This window comes from Niallia oryzisoli (assembly GCF_036670025.1).
Classification (GTDB): domain Bacteria; phylum Bacillota; class Bacilli; order Bacillales; family Cytobacillaceae; genus Bacillus_BD; species Bacillus_BD oryzisoli.
Genome location: NZ_CP137640.1, coordinates 4,306,326 through 4,328,303 on the forward strand (window position 1 = coordinate 4,306,326; position 21,978 = coordinate 4,328,303).

19 protein-coding genes and 1 riboswitch are annotated in these 21,978 nt (G+C 38.5%); of the genes, 4 read left to right on the forward strand and 15 right to left on the reverse strand.

The features are described 5' to 3' along the window. Window positions 1-4: 4 nt before the first annotated feature. Window positions 5-1,687: an alpha,alpha-phosphotrehalase gene (treC, locus tag R4Z09_RS21600; RefSeq protein ID WP_338448789.1), complete on the reverse strand. Its 1,683-nt coding sequence runs from the start codon at window positions 1,685-1,687 to the stop codon at window positions 5-7. A 102-nt stretch (window positions 1,688-1,789) separates the two neighbouring features. Then, a complete protein-coding gene (gene treP, locus R4Z09_RS21605) occupies window positions 1,790-3,217 on the reverse strand; it encodes a PTS system trehalose-specific EIIBC component (RefSeq protein ID WP_338448790.1) in 1,428 nt (475 codons plus the stop codon). Window positions 3,218-3,556: 339 nt separating this feature from the next. On the opposite strand from treP, the gene R4Z09_RS21610 reads away from it, so the two are divergent. Continuing rightward, window positions 3,557-3,931 (forward strand): hypothetical protein, encoded by a 375-nt coding sequence (locus tag R4Z09_RS21610; RefSeq protein WP_338448791.1) that lies wholly within the window; start codon window positions 3,557-3,559, stop codon window positions 3,929-3,931. A 118-nt stretch (window positions 3,932-4,049) separates the two neighbouring features. On the opposite strand, the gene R4Z09_RS21615 is transcribed toward R4Z09_RS21610, so the two are convergent. The 6 genes from R4Z09_RS21615 to yhfH form a co-directional block, all read right to left on the reverse strand. Next, window positions 4,050-4,913, reverse strand: coding sequence for an RNA polymerase sigma-70 factor (locus tag R4Z09_RS21615; protein ID WP_338448792.1), 864 nt, complete (start codon window positions 4,911-4,913; stop codon window positions 4,050-4,052). Continuing rightward, window positions 4,900-5,052 (reverse strand): hypothetical protein, encoded by a 153-nt coding sequence (locus tag R4Z09_RS21620; protein ID WP_338448793.1) that lies wholly within the window; start codon window positions 5,050-5,052, stop codon window positions 4,900-4,902. Before R4Z09_RS21620 ends, R4Z09_RS21615 begins: the two co-directional genes overlap by 14 nt. A gap of 7 nt (window positions 5,053-5,059) precedes the next feature. Further along, the gene (locus R4Z09_RS21625; protein ID WP_338448794.1) at window positions 5,060-6,214 is read right to left on the reverse strand and encodes a phytoene desaturase family protein; all 1,155 of its coding nucleotides are present in this window, start codon (window positions 6,212-6,214) and stop codon (window positions 5,060-5,062) included. A gap of 130 nt (window positions 6,215-6,344) precedes the next feature. Next, window positions 6,345-7,064 (reverse strand): class I SAM-dependent methyltransferase, encoded by a 720-nt coding sequence (locus tag R4Z09_RS21630; protein ID WP_338448795.1) that lies wholly within the window; start codon window positions 7,062-7,064, stop codon window positions 6,345-6,347. Window positions 7,065-7,253: 189 nt separating this feature from the next. Further along, window positions 7,254-7,991 carry an SDR family oxidoreductase gene (locus tag R4Z09_RS21635; protein ID WP_338448796.1) on the reverse strand — a complete coding sequence of 246 codons (738 nt, stop codon included), beginning with the start codon at window positions 7,989-7,991 and terminating at the stop codon, window positions 7,254-7,256. Between the two features lie 260 nt (window positions 7,992-8,251). Continuing rightward, on the reverse strand, window positions 8,252-8,386 hold the full coding sequence (gene yhfH / locus R4Z09_RS21640; RefSeq protein ID WP_338448797.1) for a protein YhfH: 135 nt from the start codon (window positions 8,384-8,386) through the stop codon (window positions 8,252-8,254). A 487-nt stretch (window positions 8,387-8,873) separates the two neighbouring features. Here yhfH and R4Z09_RS21645 point away from each other — a divergent pair, with 487 nt between their 5' ends. After that, window positions 8,874-10,139 (forward strand): saccharopine dehydrogenase NADP-binding domain-containing protein, encoded by a 1,266-nt coding sequence (locus R4Z09_RS21645; protein WP_422392210.1) that lies wholly within the window; start codon window positions 8,874-8,876, stop codon window positions 10,137-10,139. A 1,696-nt stretch (window positions 10,140-11,835) separates the two neighbouring features. Here the strand turns inward: R4Z09_RS21645 and R4Z09_RS21650 are convergent. Further along, window positions 11,836-11,979: a GapA-binding peptide SR1P gene (locus tag R4Z09_RS21650; protein WP_338448799.1), complete on the reverse strand. Its 144-nt coding sequence runs from the start codon at window positions 11,977-11,979 to the stop codon at window positions 11,836-11,838. A gap of 213 nt (window positions 11,980-12,192) precedes the next feature. Then, window positions 12,193-13,017 carry a TetR/AcrR family transcriptional regulator gene (locus R4Z09_RS21655; RefSeq protein WP_338448800.1) on the reverse strand — a complete coding sequence of 275 codons (825 nt, stop codon included), beginning with the start codon at window positions 13,015-13,017 and terminating at the stop codon, window positions 12,193-12,195. 93 nt (window positions 13,018-13,110) lie between these two features. Between R4Z09_RS21655 and R4Z09_RS21660 the strand changes: the two genes are divergently transcribed. Continuing rightward, window positions 13,111-16,197: an efflux RND transporter permease subunit gene (locus tag R4Z09_RS21660; RefSeq protein WP_338448801.1), complete on the forward strand. Its 3,087-nt coding sequence runs from the start codon at window positions 13,111-13,113 to the stop codon at window positions 16,195-16,197. Window positions 16,198-16,237: 40 nt separating this feature from the next. Here the strand turns inward: R4Z09_RS21660 and R4Z09_RS21665 are convergent, their stop codons facing one another. Further along, complete coding sequence (locus R4Z09_RS21665) at window positions 16,238-17,641, reverse strand: amino acid permease (protein WP_338448802.1); 1,404 nt, start codon at window positions 17,639-17,641, stop codon at window positions 16,238-16,240. A gap of 346 nt (window positions 17,642-17,987) precedes the next feature. On the opposite strand from R4Z09_RS21665, the gene R4Z09_RS21670 reads away from it, so the two are divergent. Then, entirely contained in the window at window positions 17,988-18,449 is a 462-nt protein-coding gene (locus tag R4Z09_RS21670) for a RidA family protein (protein WP_338448803.1), read from the forward strand. Between the two features lie 91 nt (window positions 18,450-18,540). Here R4Z09_RS21670 and R4Z09_RS21675 read toward each other — a convergent pair whose 3' ends face one another. The 4 genes from R4Z09_RS21675 to R4Z09_RS21690 form a co-directional block, all read right to left on the reverse strand. Beyond that, window positions 18,541-18,987 (reverse strand): SgcJ/EcaC family oxidoreductase, encoded by a 447-nt coding sequence (locus R4Z09_RS21675; protein WP_338448804.1) that lies wholly within the window; start codon window positions 18,985-18,987, stop codon window positions 18,541-18,543. Between the two features lie 161 nt (window positions 18,988-19,148). After that, a complete protein-coding gene (gene cobT / locus R4Z09_RS21680) occupies window positions 19,149-20,198 on the reverse strand; it encodes a nicotinate-nucleotide--dimethylbenzimidazole phosphoribosyltransferase (protein ID WP_338448805.1) in 1,050 nt (349 codons plus the stop codon). 93 nt (window positions 20,199-20,291) lie between these two features. Continuing rightward, window positions 20,292-20,469: riboswitch (cobalamin riboswitch) on the reverse strand. A 98-nt stretch (window positions 20,470-20,567) separates the two neighbouring features. After that, a complete protein-coding gene (locus R4Z09_RS21685) occupies window positions 20,568-21,101 on the reverse strand; it encodes a PadR family transcriptional regulator (RefSeq protein ID WP_338448806.1) in 534 nt (177 codons plus the stop codon). Window positions 21,102-21,181: 80 nt separating this feature from the next. Next, complete coding sequence (locus R4Z09_RS21690; RefSeq protein ID WP_338448807.1) at window positions 21,182-21,793, reverse strand: L-2-amino-thiazoline-4-carboxylic acid hydrolase; 612 nt, start codon at window positions 21,791-21,793, stop codon at window positions 21,182-21,184. Between the last annotated feature and the right edge of the window lie 185 nt (window positions 21,794-21,978).

The window sequence follows — 21,978 nt, forward strand, 5'->3', positions numbered from 1 at the left end:
CAGTTTACTTTTTTATGTGATAGACAATCGACTCATATGGTCTTAATGTAAAGTTTTTCGGATTTTGTGACGAATCAACATAGTTGGACAAAAGAATTTTGCTGCTGAAATCCGTTAAATCAATCTGTTCAGGCAGCTGGAACTCGACTTCTTTTTCATAAAAATTGTTCACAACGAGCAGCTTTTCATCACAATTGTTCCGTATATAAGCAAAAATAGCATCATGATCATCTAATAGCAACTCATAATTTCCCGATGTCACAATTTCATAATCTTTTCGCAGCCCAATGAGTTTTTGATAATGGTAAAAAATTGAATTCTTATCAGCCAATGCCTTTTCTGCATTAATTTCCTTGTAATTGGCAGCTGGCTGGATCCACGGGGTTCCTGTTGTAAAGCCGGCATTCGTACTGTCGTTCCATTGTACAGGCGTTCTTGAATTATCACGGGATTTCTGCTTTAAAATAGCAAGAACTTCCTGCTCTGACATTCCTTTTTCCTTGAGAATCTTAAACATATTTAATGATTCCACATCTCGGTAGTCATCGATACTCTCAAAATTCGGGTTGGTCATCCCAAACTCTTCGCCTTGATAAATATAGGGAGTTCCCTGCATCATATGAATCGCCGTAGCCAGCATTTTGGCCGATTCGCGGTGATACTTTTCATCATTGCCAAACCGTGATACGACTCGCGGCTGATCATGGTTGCACCAGAATAGAGCATTCCAACCGCCGCCTTTGTTCATTTCCACCTGCCATGAAGAAAGGATTTGCTTTAACTTCTGAAAATCAAAATCTGCTTTTGTCCATTTCTCTCCATTCGGATAGTCCACTTTTAAATGGTGGAAGCTAAAAGTCATATTCAGCTCCTGCCGGTCAGGATGAGTATATTTAATGCAATTATCAATGGAAGTCGACGACATTTCTCCAACTGTCATGATATCATACTTTGAAAATACCTCTTGATTCATTTCATGTAAATACTCGTGAATTTTTGGCCCATCGGTGTAAAATTTGCGTCCATCCCCGGGCGCAATGGTGCCGTCGTCATCAAGGAAACGCTGGTCCTTCGAAATCAAGTTAATGACATCGAGACGAAACCCGTCAACCCCTTTATCAAGCCATACCTTCATCATATCATAAACATCTTTTCGAACCCGTTCATTTTCCCAATTAAGGTCTGCCTGTGTGACATCAAACAAATGAAGAAAATATTGCCCTGTTTCTTCATCATATTGCCAGGCATTCCCGCCGAATTTTGATTCCCAATTCGTTGGCGGTTCACCGTTTTTTCCATCCTTCCAAATATAATAATCTCGGTACGGACTGTCTTTAGAAGATCTCGATTCAATAAACCATTGATGCTCCGTTGACGTGTGGTTCACGACAATATCCATAATGATTTTAATCTTACGCTTATGCGCTTCGGTTAAAAGAAGGTCAAAGTCCTCCATTGTTCCATATGGTTCATATATTTGAAAATAGTTACTGATATCATATCCATTATCACGCTGTGGAGATTCATAAATCGGAGTTAACCAGACCACGTCCACGCCTAGCTTTGTTAAATAATCTAACTTCTCGATAATCCCCTGTATATCACCGACACCATTACCGGTCGTATCATTAAAACTCTTTGGATAGATTTGATACACAACCGCTTTTTTCCACCAAGGCTGAGTCATATTTTAACACCTTTCCTTTTATAAAATTGAACGAGTTTTTCCCATAAATATCCTAAATAGTAAAAGAGGAACAACTAGTTGTTCCCCTCGTATTTTGTTTGTTTATTTTCTTTTAAAAGAAAACTTCGCCATACCCGTTTTAGCAAATACGATTGTTAAAATGAACGGAATCACAGCGGCTACTACCATCGCAATTGCAAATGTCAGCATGTGCTGCGGCTGGATGGAAAGGATTCCTGGAAGACCGCCGACACCGATGGAGTTTGCCATCACATTGCTTCCAACTGAGATAACAGCAGCAACAAGGGAACCGATCATCGCTGCTAAGAATGGGAAGCCGTATTTTAAGTTAATACCGAACATCGCTGGCTCTGTTACACCTAGGTAACAAGAGATGGCAGCCGGAATGGATACTTGCTTCTCTTCCTCGTTCTTTCGATTAATGTAAATCATCGCTAGTACGGCAGAACCTTGAGCAATATTTGAAAGAGCAATCATTGGCCATAGGTTTGTTCCGCCAAGCTCACTCATCAGCTGAAGATCAATCGCATTTGTCATATGGTGTAAACCTGTAATAACAAGCGGTGCATAGGCAAAGCCAAAAATTGCTGCAAATAACCAGCCAAATGCAGAGGTTAAACCAGAATAAACCACATCAGAGATGAAAGAACCGATTTTCCAACCAATTGGTCCTAATACGATATGAGCAATAAGAACAGTCGGTACTAAGGCAAAGAATGGGACAACAATCATCGAAATTGCATTTGGTACAATCTTACGTAATTTCAATTCAAGATAAGATAATAACAAACCTGCAAGGATAGCCGGAATGACTTGGGCCTGATAACCAATCATATCTACTTTCGCAAAACCAAAATCCCAGAAAGGAATTTCTGTCGCACCGGCAACAGCATAAGCATTTAGGAGTTGTGGTGATACTAGCGTGATCCCCAACACAATACCTAGAATTGGTGTCGCACCCATTTTTCTTGCAACCGCCCATGTAATCCCAACAGGAAGGAAGTGGAAGATTGCTTCCCCAATCAGCCATAAAAACGCATGCGTTCCGGCCCAGAATTGAGAAATTTCAACTAACGTTTTTGTGCCATCCTCAAACATTTTAATGTCGCCGATGATATTTCGGAATCCAAGAATAAGACCCCCGACAACGATCGCTGGAATTAACGGTGTAAAGATATCTGCAAGGTGAGCGATCATCCGCTGAAGAATGTTCATATTCTGTTTCGCAGCCTCCTTCGCTTCATCCTTTGAGGTGTCACTTACACCTGCTATTTTAATAAATTCATTATAGAAAGAAGACACTTCATTCCCGATAATTACCTGGAATTGCCCCGCTTGAGTAAACGTTCCTTTTACTAGCTTAAGAGCTTCAATTTTATCAATATCCGCCTTCTTCGGATCATTTAAAACAAAACGCATTCTTGTGGCACAGTGTGTCACAACAGAAATATTTTCACTGCCGCCTACGTGCTCCAACAGTTCTTTTGCAGGTTGAGTAAAGTTACTCATCGTTTTTCCCCCTCTTCTCTCGAAGAACTTAATAAAAGTATTTGTAAAACACATTTCGAATATTAATCCGCTTTCATTCCAAACCAACATGTATATACATGTTTTATTGGGAACGTTTTCATTGTAACTTGTATATACAAATCTGTCAATCTGCTTTTTTAAAATAATTTTTTAAGAAGCAGAGCGACGGTTCTCTTGCTTCCAAATTTTAAGGAACCAATAAAATCTATGACAATTTTTTGACATTCTGAACATTTTTCTTCTTCAAACGTATTACTTATTGAAGTAAAGATTTTGTATCATCAACATTCTTACTATCGATAAAGGGAGAATCCAAAGATGAAAAAGCTTGGAACTTTATTGTTGCTGATGCTTATGTTGTTTATGTTTGTTGGCTGTTCGGGAGGTTCTTACACCATTACCGTAGGGGAAATTGATTCATTCAAGCATGAAATTGCGGGAGAATATAGTAGTTTTTCAGGAAAATATTATAAGCAAGTAACAGTTGAACCTGGAGAGGTTTTAGAAATAACATTGACTGCCCATACAGAAAAAGGCAGGCTGAAAGCAGTCATACTTGATTCTGAAGAAAAAGTGATCAGCACCCTGAATCCGGGCAATAGTGTTCAAATTCGGGATGCCGGTGTATATAAACTACAGGTAGAAGGTAAAAATCATAAAGGCAGTTTTACCCTTTCATGGGAAACACCTTAGACATATAGAAAAAGAGTTTGGGAGTCTATGGTTCAGACATTCAAACTCTTTTTTTGATATCTGTTATGACCGGAAAATGATCCATCATCAAGGAAGCAGGAGAACCGTCCCTCTGCTTCTATCTCCACTGAAGCTTTTCTGGGTTGATATAGATGTTGGTTATTTGTTCGTTTTGGTCTTGAAAGCTGATGACGCTGTGGGGGTAGGAGTTAATGTAATTGACAACCCCTAGTTGTCCATTTATGTTTTGAAACTTTGTAATGAGGTCAGCCGGTGCTTTTGCGGCTATTCCTGTTAAGAATGATAGTACATGATTTCTCGAATAGATAGGTTTTATGGCAGCTTTGACGATTCCGCCTCCATCGGAATATAACACCACTTCTTCTGATACAAGTGTCATGATTTTTTCCATATCACCATTTTGAAAGGCTTGGATAAATTCAGAAATGATTGTTTGATTTTTATCATTGTTCAGCGTTGTCACCTGAACTTCTGCTCCGATTTTTTCTTTTAATCTTGTAAAAATTTTTCTACAGTTGGCTTCTGTTTTAGTAACGATTTCTCCTATTTCACGATAGCTGAATCCGAACACTTCTCGAAGGAGGAAAACAGCTCGTTCCACAGGAGACAATTTCTCCATGAGCAGTAAATAGGAAAAGGACAGACTTTCCTTTGCAATGGCTTGATCTGCGGGATCATCCTGTTCTACCGGCGTCAAAATAGGTTCAGGCAGCCATGGTCCAACATAAACCTCACGTTTTTTTCGAGCAGATTTCAGTGTATCAAGGCAAAGATTGATAGCCATTTTACATAAATAGGCTTTTTCATTTTTGACCGCCCCTGTATCATGCTGAAAATAGGATAAAAACGTTTCCTGCACGATGTCTTCTGCTTCTGTGACACTTCCTAGCATTCGATAGGAAATTGAAAAAAGCAACGCTCTGTATTGTTTAAAAATGATTTCCTCTTTACTTATAGACAATGGCATCATTCACCTCACTTAAAATTACACTTGCAGCTTTTTTGGCCGTATAAAGCGCCGCTTCTGCTAAAAGAAAGTCGTTTGTTACCCATTCTCCTGCAAGCATCAGTCCCGGGAATTCCATTGCTGCAAAATCCATAATATTTTCAGCCCCTACGGCCGGTAACGATTAGATGAGGTATGTAACGCTGGGCCACGAGATTGACCTCCCAACCGGGTTGATTTTTTTCTAAAAAAGCTGCAAGCTGGGTTTTCACTTGGTCCGGTTGAGGATTTCCCCCCGGTGTTAAATATTTCATGACATGGACCACTTGGTGCTTCGGGTTAACTGCAAGTTTCGCCGCTTGAGAATGATTGGAATAGTATAGTGAGTTTTCAAAATCAAGGGCAAAATGCTGCTGTGGTTCAGTTAAGCGGCTTAACGCTACATCTAAACAAGCTGCCTTGACAGGTATACTATTACTAAGCATATTTCCAAGATGAGTATGTTGAATATCCTTCACTAAGCGTAAGATTTCTTTTGGCGCAGCTGTAAAAAGAACCCATCCTGCCCCTATTTTCTTTTGTCCTCCCACTTTCGTCAAAGAAATAACCTTCACTTCCTCGTGCATATCCACTTGTTCTACTTTACAATTATTTAGTAAAACAACACCAAGCTTTTCCGCTTTTTCCTTGAGCTGATCAATGATTGTTTGCCATCCGCCATCAACGTAGACAGCACCATTCAAGGATGTTTTCAGCTGGCGAAGAATAACCCCGGCATTTGCAATCGTTGGTGCATTAATATAACTGGCTAACCTACAAAATGCATAAAACAACTCTTGATTCCGCTTTGATTTCAACCTAGTCTCTACCCATTGCTGTATGGTCTGATTATAAAAATTCTGAGGATTCATTCTTTGTATATTCATTAAAAGGGAAACAAATTCTCTTTTTTCCTTCCAAGTTAACAGCTTCGTTCTGAATAAATCCATCATCGTACCAGGCAATTGAAATTTTTGCTCCTCCACATATATAGCTCCTTTGGTACTTGGGCTTCCTCCCTCCAGCTTTATTCCAAGCTCTCTTAATACACGAGCAGCCACTCCTTTTTTATAAAAAGCATGAGGACCTAAATTAAAATAGGAACCTGCCATTTCCTTCGTCACAGCCCTGCCTCCAAAACCCTTCCCCTTTTCGAGAACTGCCACCCTTTTTCCGCCTTGCGCTAAAAAAACCGCTGCCGTCAACCCAGTCAATCCACCGCCAATAATCACTACATCAAACACATGACCATCTATACCTATCCACCCCTTAATCATCACTCACAAACATGACGAGCAAGGAGAGAAAAACGTGACATGGGGACGGTTCTTTTGCTTCCTTTTTGGAAGCAAAAGAACCGTCCCCATGCTCCTACGAAGATGAACAGCCTGCATTGAGGAAATAGGTTTAAACCCGCTTTTTTGCGACAACGACCAATGCTGGTGAATTCTTCGAGTACTCCTGACGTGCGAAATTCCCATAAACATGTTCCACTTCAAAACCGACCTCATGTAGAATGGGAATCAATTGACTAGAGGTTACTGGATATAAGGGAATTGAGTTAGAAAATTTGTCTCCTTTTACGGTTAAATTAGTAGTAAAAATGATTTTTTCTCCTTCCTGCCTATAGTACCTTGTAAACGTTAAGTCATCTTTTTGAATGACTGGAAATGAAAAATCATTAACCGATGATAGCACTTTTTCATAATTCACAAGCTGAAGAATAAATCGGTTTCCATTACTTAGAAGCTCATAACATTTTTTTATAAAAAGCCCTAACTCTTCTGAGTTATTCACATGCGGCAGTGTATTTCCAATACAATAAATCCCACCGACCTTTTCAGCTATCTGGTCGATTTCCTGCATCGCTTTGATATGAACGGGAATTGTTACGTTATTTTCACCAGCCTTTTTGCCTATATACTCAGCCATCGCTACATCCGGCTCAGCCGCAATCACCCGCAGCCCCTTCTTCGTAAGCGCCATCGCCATATTCCCCGTACCAGCCCCAACATCCAACACAATCTCAGCCTTTTCAAAAAACGATAACAAAAAATCACAAGCCGTCTCATTCACAGGAAAAATCTCATCATAAAACGGAGTCAACCTCTCATAAAACGCCATCATAAAACTCCTCTCTATTGGAAGCAGAGGGAGGGTTTTTCTGCTTCTTTGTTCGATTTATTTTTAAGCAAAAATTAAGTTAAGATACAGTTTTCACAGATTAATTCTCAAGAATATTCATTTAATCGACATTCAACTGCCATATAAAAACAGCAGCTAAACACAATTACAGCTGCTGTTTTTCTAAACCTATTAGTAATTTAGTTTTGGACGTACAATAATCTCATTAACGTTCACATATTCAGGCTGAGACACAGCATACACAATCGCATTGGCAATATCGTCTGCATGTAAAAGCGTTCTCTTCTTATTTCCTAAATTAGAGCGAACCTCTTCATCTGTAATATGCTCTCTCAATTCACTTTCAACGGCTCCAGGTGAAATATTGGTCACGCGTAATCCAGTCGTCGAAAACTCTTTCTCCAACCCCATTGAAAGAGCACGGACAGCGTATTTGGTTGCAGAATAAACCGTACTGGTCCGAGTCACTTCATGACCTGCAACCGATGAAATGTTGATAATATGGCCAGTATTTTGTTCAAGCATCGTAGGTAGGACAGCATGAATGCCGTGCAGAACACCTTTAATGTTCACATCCACCATCCTAGTCCATTCATCAATTAAATCATTTTTAATATGAGATAATAGCATAACTCCAGCATTATTCACCAAGATATCAATAGAGCCAAATGCTTCCTTCGTTTTCGCGGCAAGCATTTCCACAGCAGCTTTATCCGTTACATCTGTTTTTACGACAATCGCTTTTGCGTTTGTTTCATTTTCTATCCTCGTTTTCAATTCTTCAAGACGTTCTGTTCTCCGGGCCGCCAACGCTACATTTGCACCTGCTTTTGCCAACGCAAACGCTGTCGCTTCCCCAATACCACTACTTGCCCCCGTAACAATCGCCGCTTTTCCACTAAGTGTCATATGTATACCTCCACATCATATAGTCACCTAAATTGTATCAAAACGGTTTTTTTATCTCAAAGAATTTCACATCGTATTTTACTTCCGAAAAGAAAGCATGGGGTTTTCTTGCTTCCTAAAACAAACTGTTATAATACAGAATGATACTCCATGACAAAGTCCTTTACGTTCCATTATAATCCTCACAATTTGAGCAATAAAAAAACCTCCGACAAATGGAGGTTGGGTTAAATACGGGAGAATCATTAAAGTTTTTTCGATTATTCAACTCTCTTAGACAAGCAGTGATCGCATTCCATTAAATACGATTCAGCCTGCTCCTCAATAATTTGCCCACACTCAACACAGATTTTTTTCGGTAATTCTCTAAAAAAATCAACTGGACTTTGTAACATTATATACCCTCCCTTTGTTTGATACAGATTACACCACTCAAAACTGTTATAATACAGAATATGCAGCACTTTTAAAAAAATGCAGACTTTTTTATAAATGATTAATTAGCTGACAAAGACAAAAACAACACCTGATTTTACTCATAAAAAACAAGGGGACGGTTCTATTGCTTCCAAATTCACTTTTTGAAACTAAGATACTATCCCCCTACCTCTTTTTCCCATATCTTAATATTTGTATAATATTGGGAGCCTCAATATTAATGGCTCGTAAAATAATATCCTCTGACCACACTAATTTAATAAAAAAGGAACCTATTTCTGGTTTCATAGTTAGTTGTACAAGCAACTACTAAGTCAAATAAATATAATTAAGTAATATTTCAAATTCTGGGGGATAAGCATAGGACCAAGAGTATTCTACTAAAGGAGTTCTTTATTTTTTGGAAGCAAAAGAACCGTCCCCCTGCCTCAAAGGATGTGTAAAATGAAGGATAATAATACTGTAATAACTGTTTTGGGAAGTGCTGGTGGTGTTGCAAAGTCTGTACTCTCTATTTTGAATAAGTCTGTTGTTGATACGAGCGATCCAATCCACTCTCTTATTAAGAATTCTGTGATTCACTTGGTTGATAAAAATCAAAAGGATTTAGAGTACTATAGTAGTCTGTTTCCTGAATTGTACCAGCATTTCGTTTTACATCAATTTGATCTTAAGGATATAAAGAAACTGACGAAGCATTTGAAAAGCACTAAAACGTTGGTTGTGATTGATGTTTCTTGGGGAGATACCGTGGAGATGCTTCAATGCTGTAATAAACTCGGTGTTAAGTACGTTAATACAGCATTAGAGAATACGTATATTGATGAAAATGAAGAACTATATGAAGGATTTCAATTAGCAGAGAGAATCTACCATTTAGAAAAGCACAAAGACCTTTTCACTAATACCACTGCAATCATTGGTTCAGGAATGAATCCTGGAGTGGTTCAATGGATGGCATACGAACTTTTAAAAGATTCAAAGGAAAAACCGCTTGCCTGTTATATTGTCGAGCATGACACCTCGTTTTATAAAAATCCTTTAAAGGCGAAAGAGAATACTATCTACACAACCTGGTCACCTGAATGTTTTCTCGATGAGGCAATTGCAAGCTACCCAATGTATATTCATCATCATACCCCGCTGTATTTATATGAAGATGTATATGATATTGAATTTAAGGTTACCTTGGGAAACAAACAGTTTTACGGCTGTTTAATGCCGCATGAGGAGATTTTTACGTTAGGAAAAATTTATGATTTCGAAAGCGGATTTCTATACAAAGTGAATGACCATACGACAGACATAATTAGGACCAATTTAGATGATGTTGATAAATTATGGGACTATGATATGGAAGTACTGAACCCTGATAAAGCACCGCTTGATGGAGAAGACTTAGTCGGCGTCCTTGTCGTCTACCAAGACAAAGAACATTATATGTATAATGTATCTTCTAACGAAGAAATATTTTCCAAATTTCAAACAAATGCCACTTACTTCCAAGTTGCCAGCGGTGTCTACGCTGCTCTAGCTGTCCTCCTAAAAGATTCCATTCCAAAAGGTGCCTATTATGTAGACGAACTCCTGCATCAAACAGAAAACCAATATGGCAAATATCTAACCCACTACATGACTACCTTCGAAACCGGAGAAAACAATCAGACAGACGGACTACTTCTTCAAAGAATGCAGAGAATAAACTCCTAGAATCAGAGGGACGGTTCTCTTGCTTCCATCTATTTCTTTCTTTTGAATTCTTCTATCCTTTGGTAAACCTATTACACTTATTTTTTATTATTAAGAGCAAGAACAAAGCAGTATCAAATGCTTTTCTCTTGCTCTTAATATTAGCTGTATTTTTAATTATAAGTATCAAAGCAAGAATCCTTTTGTATCTTCTTTACTACCTCAAATCCATGATCCTCAATTCTATCATGTTATCCATTGAACGGATAAAACTTTGTCTAAATTTTACTGTAATCTTCCCTTTTGGCAATGTACCTTTAACAGAAACAATGCTGTGCAAGTTTCTGATAGACTGTTCAATTAAATGTAGACTATCAACATAGGTAATCCCGTATACATATAGAGTTAGTTGTGTTATATACAATTCCTCTTTTCATGGTTATTGGTTTATTTATTAATAGACTAAAGACAAATGACATCGTGAAATATATGGTGTAAAGTTATTATTTCTAACGCCAATATATGATAATGATTCTCATTATAAATTGATTAAGTTTTATCTATTTTCTAATAAACTAAGTGACTCTGGCCTTAAAATTATTGAAAGCAGAAGAACCGTCCCTGTGCTCCTAACAATTCACAGCGTTTTAAATTGTTGACGGTTTAATCTTTTACTGTGTTATATACAGAAACTGGAAGTTGTTTTTGTAGAATAGTGTTGGTTGAGATGAAGTATGATGTTGTGATTGCGGGAGGAGGGATTAGCGGGATTCAGCTGCGCTTTTTACAGGTCATCCGGGAATACGGACGGCGGCACATTGTAACGGATCTGCCCTACTTAATACTTCATAATTAACTCTTCCGACGATAAAGCCTCTATACAAGCAGGCTATCCACTAAAGAGTTTCTTTTTTTATGAAAAAAAATACCGGATAGACAAGAACTTCCGCCAATCTTTTTCCTTAAGGAAACTTTTTGTCTTACGAGCATAAAATAATGTAAAAAGGAGCTGTGAACATTCACATGAACCATCGTATCCATAAAAGAATTCTTGGGTATACAGCCTTATTTAAAAAGCTAGGTATACTCGACGACACTGACTTTCAAAGCATCACTCATCATCTTACCCAAAAAGGAAAAAGATAGACGTTTGTTACTTTCTAAAGCTCTTCTCTAATAACGAAAGAAAGTAAGCCCAATGCTACAAGCTCACTTTCTTTCACTTTCTTTAATTCCTCTTACTCAGCTATATATTATAAACACCTAAAAAATATATGCTTAAAATGACAAATTCTTGTTTTTCTTCTTTTTCCCCATTTAATTACCTCAGTCATATTCTCATTTTCTCCATATTACCATTTATGGTCAGAGGGACGGTTCTCCTGCCTTCAAGTCTCGTAAAACCAACATACTCTATAGATAAGGATGTGTATATCACCCTTCTTCTGGACATACTGCGAAAGAAATTAGCTCCTTTCGTAGTGTAGCTCTGTTTTGATTATATGTGTCCACACACGCTTCTAACCAAAATATCGTGCGTTGCTGCGAATTAGGGGCTAGTTTTATTTTATGGTAATTTGTGACATCTATTAAAAGATGGAATGGAAGCAAAAGAACCGTTCCCATGCTTCCACCGTAAAAATAAAAAGAGACCCGGTACAGGTCTCAATCATTTATTATGGCTCTAACTACAAAGGCTGTATTCTTTCAGAAAAGGTTATTCCTTCTCCTTTATATCGGCGCAGTCTCTACAAATCCCATACCATGTTTTGACACCGTTTGTATTCTCAACTGCGTCTATTTCTTTTCCACACTCCTGACAAATAATTGTACCCTGCTTTACGACTGCTTGATCTGACATTTCACTCATCCCCCTGTTATTAAAACGCTTTCAATAAAAGAGTTAATCAACATAACGCTAACCTATCGTAAATCTAGCAGCCTTCTTTTCTTTCTCTACTACTATTATAGCACTTCTTACAGTATTTTGATTAAGAAATGGTGTTAGGCACTAGAAAAAGACAAGATGCCCCAGTTTGTCTTTTTCTAGTGCCTAACACCATCAATGACACCATTAATAGTTGCGCAGCAGGTAAGCAATCCATTTACAATGTGGATGGTTTCGGATATTTTCTTGAAGTCCGTTTACAATCGCAGGACTTAGGCTGGGTTCAAGGAGATGCTGTTTTAACAGGATTAATGATTCTTTTTCGATGGAATCTTCCAATTCAGCAATTTTCTGCTCCATTAACTCAATAATTTGTTCCTTTGTTATCTTTTCATGCATCGAATATGTCGTAATTTGAACAAGCTCTTCAGATAAAAACGGTATGGTCGTATGCTGTGCTAAGATCGTTGTTTTTTCCACAAGCGATTGCGACATCTGCTGCAAATCTAATGGGGCATTTTGAAAAAATAATAAATTAGAGTAAATGCTCATAAAACCTTTAATACAATACATCAAATCATATTTTGTATGGGTAATCTCATCTCCATATAAACGGTCAATCATGGACAAGATCAGTTTTTCTAATAATCGATCATATGAATGAATTTTTTCAATCAATTCTTTATTTAACGTTTGTGACTGTTCCTTGATCAATATCTTGGCAAAATCAGAATGCTTTTGAAACGATTCAAATGTCGTATAATAGAATTCATATAATAGTTTATCATCGTCATTCGTGTTTTTGACTATATAGTCAATATCCGAAGTAATTTGAATCATAAAATGGTCAATCAAAGTCAAAATCAATTCGTCCTTTGACTTGAACGACAGGTAAAAAGCCCCTTTCGAAATCCCGCAATAATCCGTTATCTGCTTTATAGAAGTAGCCTCAAAACCTTGTTTAGCAAAAAGTTCAAGAGCTTTCTCCATAATTAATTGCTTTTTTAACATGTTATTTCATCTCCCCTAATCATTGACAAATGACCGACTAGTCATTAGTATAAATACTTGAGCTTAGCAAGTCAATTAAGGGTAGGTGTAATAGTGAAAGGGTTAGTCAATTTTGTCATAAGAAACAAACTGGCCGTATGGCTGCTTACGATTATCATTACGGTTTCCGGCATGTATTCAGCAGCGAAAATGAAAATGGAAACCATCCCTGATATTTCCATTCCATACCTAATGGTCATGGATGTATATCCTGGAGCAACTCCTGAACAAGTAATGGAGGATGTGTCCATTCCTCTTGAACAGGCTGTAGAAGGACTCGAAGATGTGAAAAATGTCTTCTCCAATTCCTATTCCAATATGGCCAATTTACAAGTCGAATACGAATATGGCGTGGATATGGATGAGGCAAAACGTGCACTAGAAGCTGCATTAGATAATGTCAATTTACCAGATGATGCACAAGAGCCGACAGTTACTGCTGTCAGCATGAATATGATGCCGGTAGTAGCGCTTAGTGTCAGCAGTCAATCAGAGGATATCGTTGAATTAACATCAACAGTCGAAGATATTTTAGTCCCAAAAATTGAAAAAGTCGATGGCGTTGCATCTGTCACTATTGCGGGCCAGCATCTTGAAGAAGTTCAGCTTACATATGACAAAGCAAAAATGGCTGAACTAGGATTAACAGAAGATAAAGTAAAGGAAATGATTCAAGCCAGCGACATGGCTGTTTCATTAGGTCTTTTCGAGTTTAAAGAAGGTGAACAAGCTGTTTCAGTGGACGGCAAGTTCATGTCGCTTGATGATTTGAAGGAAATGCTGATTCCTGTCACTCCTTCAGCAGCACAACCTTCCCCATTTGTAAAGCTTAGTGATATTGCAAAAGTGGAACTAATAGGAAAAGAACAATCCGTTTCACGTACAAACGGAGAAAATTCAATTACCATTCAAATTGTTAAAGAACAACAGGACAATACGGTTCATGTTGTTAATGCAGTAAAAGATTTAATTAAAGACCAAGAAAAAAAGATAGATGGCCTCAAAATTGATGTCTCACTTGACCAAGGTGCACCAATTGAAGAATCCGTTTCAACAATGGTTGAGAAAGCTGTTTTTGGCGGGCTTATTGCAGTGTTAATTATCCTTTTATTCCTACGTGATTTTAAATCAACGATTATTTCTATCATTTCAATTCCAGTGTCGATTTTCATGGCACTGCTGCTCTTACACTGGCTGGATATTACGCTGAATATCATGACACTTGGAGCAATTACAGTCGCCATCGGCCGTGTTATTGATGACTCCATTGTTGTTGTGGAAAATATTTATCGACGTCTCCATTTACGCGAAGAGAAATTAACAGGCCGAGCTCTTATCCGTGAAGCCACGATCGAAATGTTCAAACCAATACTATCTTCCACATTGGTAACTGTTGCTGTATTTGCACCTCTTATCTTTGTCGGCGGTATGGTTGGAGAGTTATTTGCACCATTCGCATTAACAATGACCTTTGCCCTTGGTGCCTCATTAATTGTTGCGATTACCATTGTACCCGCCCTCTCCCACTTCTTATTTAGGAAAAAACTTTACAGTGAAAAAACGGAGAGCAGTCATAAAGAGGCAGGAAAATTAGCGAACTGGTACAAGGGATTATTGAACAAGGCATTAAATCATAAAATCATTACTTCCATTCTGGCTGTAGTTTTATTAGCTGGAAGCTTGGCATTAACACCATTAATCGGCTTCAGCTTCATGGGCAGTGAGGAAGAAAAAGTGATGTATTTAACCTACACGCCAGGAACAGGCGAGCTGAAGAAAGACACCTTAGCGAACGTTCAAAAAGTTGAAGAAGAGATGTTAAAACGAGAGGATATTGATATTGTTCAAGTCTCCGTAACCGAAAGCGGTGATCCAATGACCGCGATGATGGGTGGCGGTGGTGACGGTGCCTTAATGTACCTAATTTTTGACCCGGACATGGAAAACTTCCCAGAGGTTCGTAAAGATATCGAAGACTATGTATCTAATATCAATCAATCCGGCGAGTGGAAGAGCCAAAACTTCTCTTCTATGTCGTCCATGGCTTCTAATGAAGTCAGCTACACCTTCTACAGTGAGGATTTAGATAAACTATATAAAGCAGTGGACAAAGTCGAAAATGTGATGAAAAAGAATGACCATTTAGAAGACGTTACATCCAGTGCAGAAAATCCTTATGTTGAGTATACGTTCAAAGTGGAGCAGGATGAATTACTGCAGTATGGGTTAACAACAGGACAAATTGTTATGATGTTAAACCCAACGAAAACACAGGATGTATTAACAACCATTGAAAAAGACGGAAACGACATCGAAGTAATTGTCCAGCAGGAACAAACAGAAGATCCTAAGTCAATTGATGAAATTTTAGACAGACAAATACCAACAGCACTTGGGACAGCCATGCCGCTGTCAGAGCTGGTAAAGGTTGAAGAAGGAACAACTCTCAATACATTGGCACGCAGCCAAGGTGAATACTATGCGTCAGTTTCAGGAACCGTTATTGGTGAAGATTTGTCAAAAGCAACATCTGCCGTTGATAAAGCCATTGATAAATTAGACCTGCCAAAAGGTGTCACCATGGGCGTGGCAGGTGTTCAGGCTGATATGACTGAAACCTTCACGCAGCTTGGTATGGCGATGCTTGCAGCCATTGCGATCGTCTACTTTATCCTTGTTGTTACATTTGGAGAAGGACTTGCTCCATTTGCAATCCTGTTCTCCCTGCCGTTTACCGTGATCGGTTCATTTGTCGGCTTACTGATTGCCGGAGAAACCATTTCCGTATCCGTTATGATGGGTCTTTTGATGCTGATCGGTATCGTCGTAACAAACGCCATCGTGCTTGTAGACCGGATTATTCATATGGAACGTGATGGAATGGGAATGCGCGAAGCTATACTTGAAGCGGGTTCAACACGTCTGCGTCCTATCTTAATGACAGCTATCGCAACAATCGGCGCCTTAATTCCGTTAGCCATTGGTTCTGGCGGAGGCGGTCTAATCTCCAAAGGATTAGGAATTACCGTAATTGGGGGTCTAACAAGCTCAACCTTGTTAACATTAATCATCGTCCCAATCGTATATGAAGTCCTATCCAAGCTATTCAAGAAAAACCGCAAAGAAATCAAAGAAAACTAAAGAAGAGGCTGTCCTATCCAGGACAGCCTCTTTTAGCCTTTTAAACTACATTTTCCTCCTGCTCTTCTGAAGCAGATTTGGCTTTTTTATGCAGGCCGCCGAAATAATAAGCTGCTACGAGGATCACAATCCACAGTGGACCCACATAAAGAGCAATTCTTGTATCAGGGAAATACGCCATGATTCCAATCACCATTGCTAAGAACGCCAAGGCAAAATAGGAACTAAACGGATAGAGCGGCATTTTGAATTTTAATTGTTTTTTGTCTTCAGGTGTTAAATCTTTACGAAATTTCATTTGAGACAGTAGTATCACTGCCCATGTCCAAATTGCACCAAAGGTTGAGATCGATGTCACCCATGCAAATACTTTTGCAGGCACTAAATAGTTTAATACAACGCCGATTACTAATGCCGCTGCGGTTGCAATAATTGCTATGCTCGGCACGCCGTTTTTGTTCGTTTTAGCAAAAGCTTTCGGTGCTTCACCATTTTCTGCTAAGTTAAACAACATCCGGCCCGTACTGAAAATTCCACCGTTACAGGAAGAAAGAGCTGCTGTTAATATAACAAAGTTAATAATTCCTGCAGCTGCTGGAATTCCGATTTTATCAAACGTTAACACGAAAGGACTACCGTTCGTGCCAATTTCTGTCCAAGGATAAATAGACATGATAACGAATAAGGCACCGACATAAAAGATAAGAATGCGCCAAAATACGGTATCGATAGCCTTTGCAAGAGTTTTTTCAGGATTCTTTGCTTCCCCTGCTGTCAGACCAATCATTTCAACGCCTAAAAATGCGTACATAACCATTTGTAATGACATAAAAACACCTGTTATACCATTAGGCAACAGTCCGCCATGATTCCATAAATTGCTGATACCTGTAGCCACTCCTCCATTCCCAAATCCGAAGAAGATCATGGCAAAGCCAACAACAATCATAAAAACAATTGCGACAATTTTAATAAGAGCAAACCAAAATTCAAGCTCTCCAAACGCTTTTACCGATAAAAAATTAACCAGCATGATGATGACTAATGCAGAAAGCGCCCAAATCCAACGCGGTACGTCCGGATACCAAAATCCCATATAAATGGCCACAGCCGTAAGCTCCGCCATACAGGTTACGGTCCATAGGAACCAATAATTCCAGCCTGTAATAAATCCGGCCAAGTTTCCTAAATAATCACGGGCATATTGACTAAAGGATCCCGCCACAGGATTTTGTATCCCCATTTCACCTAATGCCCTCATGATAAAAAAGATAATCATGCCACAAAATACATAAGCTAATAAAATTCCCGGACCTGCCAGTTGAATCGTTGATCCAGAACCTAAAAATAATCCAACTCCAATTGCAGATCCCAATGCCATAAGAGTGATGTGCCGTTGTTCTAATCCTCTTTGCAGTTGGCTTGGCGAATTACCTGCTTGCATCACGTTCCCCCCTTTTTATAATGGATGACTTAATGAATGATGCATGAAGGCTAGCGTTTTGAAACTGTGATATCATTAAAGATTGATAGATTTTTATTATACTATCATTATTAAGTGTCATCTATAATTATTTTATTAATATAAAATGTTTTTTATTGAATCAATCATGTGTCTTTTCTTTTAAAAATACATAAAAAGGCAGTGCATCTAAATAATTGAAAATGCACTATTTGGTGTACCAAAAAAGGATTATTCCATTTTATGTCGAAATATTCAATTAAGGATAAAAACCTTATTTTGATAGTTATATTTAGAATAAAAAACATAGTAAAAGAGGGATAAGAACATGACGAATATTGTTAAGACACCAGAGAACAAGCTGGAAGAGTTAGGAATTATTCTTGAACCGGCTAGACAGCCATTAGGCAATTATATTGGTTGTGTACGTACGGGTAACCTTATCTTTACATCGGGACAAATTTCTGATCAGTACTTAGGAACACTTGGACAGGATTTAACTGTAGAAGATGGTTATAAAGCAGCCCGCCAGGCCGCGGTTAATGTTATAAGAATCCTAAAGAGTGAACTTGGAGAATTATCTCGTGTCAAACGGGTCGTAAAGGTTTTGGGGATGGTGCATTCTGCCCTTGATTTTACCGATCATCCAAAAGTAATCAATGGTGCTTCAGATTTATTTGTTGAGGTATTCGGTGAAAAAGGCGTTCATGCACGTACGGCTGTTGGATTGGCACAGCTTCCTAAAAATGCTGCAGTAGAGCTTGAAATCATTGTTGAGGTAGAAGATTAAACTATAAAGGTATACAAAATGCCAATTCCCTTTGTATTAGGAGTTGGCATTTTTGTTTAACAGAACAGCAAACTATTCCCTTTTAATTATCTTATAATAATTGCCTTAGCTCCTCTGTCATTTGTTCCACTAATTCAGGCCTGCCGTGAAATTGTGCAGGAGTGTTCTGAAACAATTGAATCCACCACTTTCCTTCTTTCTTTATCACTACAAGTGTATGATGTGTGTTCACATTCGGGTTTATATCCGATTGCTGCGGCGCTACCATTCCGGCAATTGCCCTTAAAATGGCAGAATCTGAACTTAACAACCGCACTGCTTTGACTTTTGTGACAAACCGGGCCGTAGGATGATCCCGAAAAATAGGATTCAGATGTGAAAATATCTCGTCCCTGCCAAGTGAGATGCTTCCATCAAATCCTATACTCTCACCATCTTCTCTAAATAAGTCCGCCATACCGCGGGCACTCCGTGTATTCCATGCTTCTATCAATTGATGATAGACGGATTCAACTTCTTTTGTTTCGTTTTTTTCCATGCTCGTACTCCTTTGCAGAAATTTGATTTATGTAAAAAAACTCTCTCAACCATACTCCATTTTAAACTTTTCTGCCGATTTAATCCAAATAAAGTAGAAGTCCCCTCTGCCCTTCATTAAATTAGATAAAGCTATTCATGGTCAAATGCTTTATAATAATTCTAAATTTCCATCCCTATTTCCGCAAAAGTTGGCATATTTTTGAGAATGGAACAGGCTGCTTCAATAATTGGGAAGGCTAATGCTGCGCCGGAGCCTTCACCTAAGCACATATTCATCATTAACATCGGTTCTAATCCCAACAGTTCGCTGGCCAGTTTGGCACCCGGTTCCTGTGAGGCATGGGAAGTGACTAAATAGTCTTTCGTCTTTGGTTCTATCCCCACCGCAATGATTGCTGCTATGGTTGAGATAAATCCGTCCACTACAACCGGTATACGGTTTGCAGCAGCTCCGAGCATAACTCCAGCCATACCTCCAATTTCTAATCCCCCCACCTTTTCCAGTACATCAATCACATCGTCAGGGTTGGGTTCATTGATATGAATGGCTCTTCGGATGACTTCCGCTTTATGCTCAAGTCCACCTTTTCCTAAACCAGCACCCCGGCCCGTTATTCCTAACGGGTCACAACGAAGTAAAACAGACAAAATCGCCGTACTTGGTGTTGTGTTTCCAATACCCATTTCGCCTGTTCCAAGGATCTGAACTCCTTTTTTGATTTCTTCATTAGCGATTTCAATACCGACTTCGATGGCCTTTATTGCTTCCTCCCTTGTCATCGCAGGTCCTTTCGCCATATTGTCTGTACCATTTTTCACTTTTCGAATGATAATCCCAACATCACTTGGCATTTCTACTTTAATCCCAATATCTACAGGAACAATTCTAGCTCCTGATACTTGTCCAATCGCACAAACACCTGTAATTCCCTTAGCAAAATTCAACGTTTGACCAACCGTTACTTCCTGGGGATTACTTGTGACTCCTTCTTCATAAACCCCATGGTCGGCCGCCATCACAATGATCGCTTTCTGATCAAATACAGGTTTCAGATTTCTTGTAATACCCGCTAACTGGACAGCTAGATCCTCTAATCTCCCTAGACTCTTAGCCGGTTTAATAAGGTGATCCACTCTTTCCCTAGCTTCTGCTGCAATTTTTTGATCCAAGCACACAATTTTCTCAATCGTTTGTTGTAATAACTGCATGTCTCCTTCTCCTCTCAAAAAGTGAAATTAGATAATAAAAAAGTCTGCAGCTTATTTGTATAGCAAATAAACTACAGACTTTTCCATCATCTATACCGTCACAGCAAATAGGCAGGTCTCCTGGCTTAGGCTCATCATTTCATCAGACCTTCCCAGAAATAACTCCAGTGGCATCTCCAATGAAACTCCCCATTACAGTGGCGGGACCGCTGAAGATTCTCACTCCATTCCCTATTCTCCCATAAAGGGCACCTACTGCTTTTATACACATTTTTCCACAATTAAACATATCAATGATTGAAGATTCCGTCAAGAAGTAAAGTACTACCACGTTCCGCCTGCATCTACATGAAGTTTGCTTTTGTTATACTAAAGTGTCTTTATTATTTTCTCTAAGAAACCAATTTGCAGCTTATATTGGTCGACCATATTTTGAAAGGTTATTTTTGATAGCTCATTCATCTCTATCAATTGCTGTTTAACATTTTGTCCAGCCTCAAGCTCCTCTAATTCCTGATGCAGCTCCTTTTTTTGTGCTTCCATCGCTTCCATTAATACAGTAGTGTCTGCTTGGTGATTCGGGAGATTCAGCATTGATAGGCCAGTATACAAATTTACTGGTAGGGAAACAGATGGCTCACGAAAAGATTCCACTAATAATCTTCCATACTCCTTCTCCCCTGCCTCCGTTATTTCATATATTGCCTTCACGCGATTGCCTGTTGATTCAACTTTCGCTACTCTCACAAGGCCCTCTTTATCCATTTTCTTTAGTGCATGATAAATCGAACCTGTTAGGATTCCAGCCCATTTGTCTACTGCACTAATTTGCAGAAGCTGCTGCAATTCATAGCCTGACATTGGTTTTAATCTTAGCAAACCTAGAACCATAAGACGTGTCATATTACACCTCAATATTATATATTCAACGTTAACTATTGTGATAAAAATATAACACTTTTCTGAAGTGCATGTAAAGTGATCTAATTGATGTGATTTGTCCGTTCAAATTTGAAAAAGCAATGAGAATCCCCTTTTGACAACAATTGTGGTCTAGAGAAGCTGACTCCATGTTTTTGAGGCAGCAGTAAATCCCCCCAAATATCGTCCATGGCGCAAAAAATAGGCATGATTTCAAGTGCATCGTGACTCCGGAAAAAATCAAAGTAAAAACACTTTTTTACATGTAAATGATAGGACTGCTCTGTATCTTTAACGATCTCATGAGTAAAGTTCTGGTCACCATAATGATTAATCTGCTTTATTTTCGATATTTTTACTATCCGATTAAAGGGTTTGCGATCAAATAATAAATATAATTTCATAAAAAACTGCTGCTTTTTCTTTGTTCTGTCTATTAAACAATACCGTAAAACCTCCTTCCAGTTAGGATATTCGTACTTTCTTAATACCTTGAATGAGGCTAGAACCATAGAAGTAAAAATTAAGTTTAATTCAGTCGGTTTATCCGTAGCCCAGCCTTTATTTTCTTCCAATAATTGTAAAAAAAGTTCATGTGATTCACTTGCTTTTTCCTTTCCTACCTTTTGCTTAAGTCCTTTAAAAAAGCCCTTTTGAATGATATTCTTAATCATTTTTCTTCCCCATTTAGCTCAATGTTGAATAGTCAACGTTGAATATATTATGTAATTTACCATATTAAAAATTTTATGTAAATACATACCAACCATGATTTTCATCGTAAAATTTCGACTGTTTTAGCAAAAAAAGAACAGGTTTTTTCACCTGTCCAGCTATTGCCTATTGTATTGATAATCCT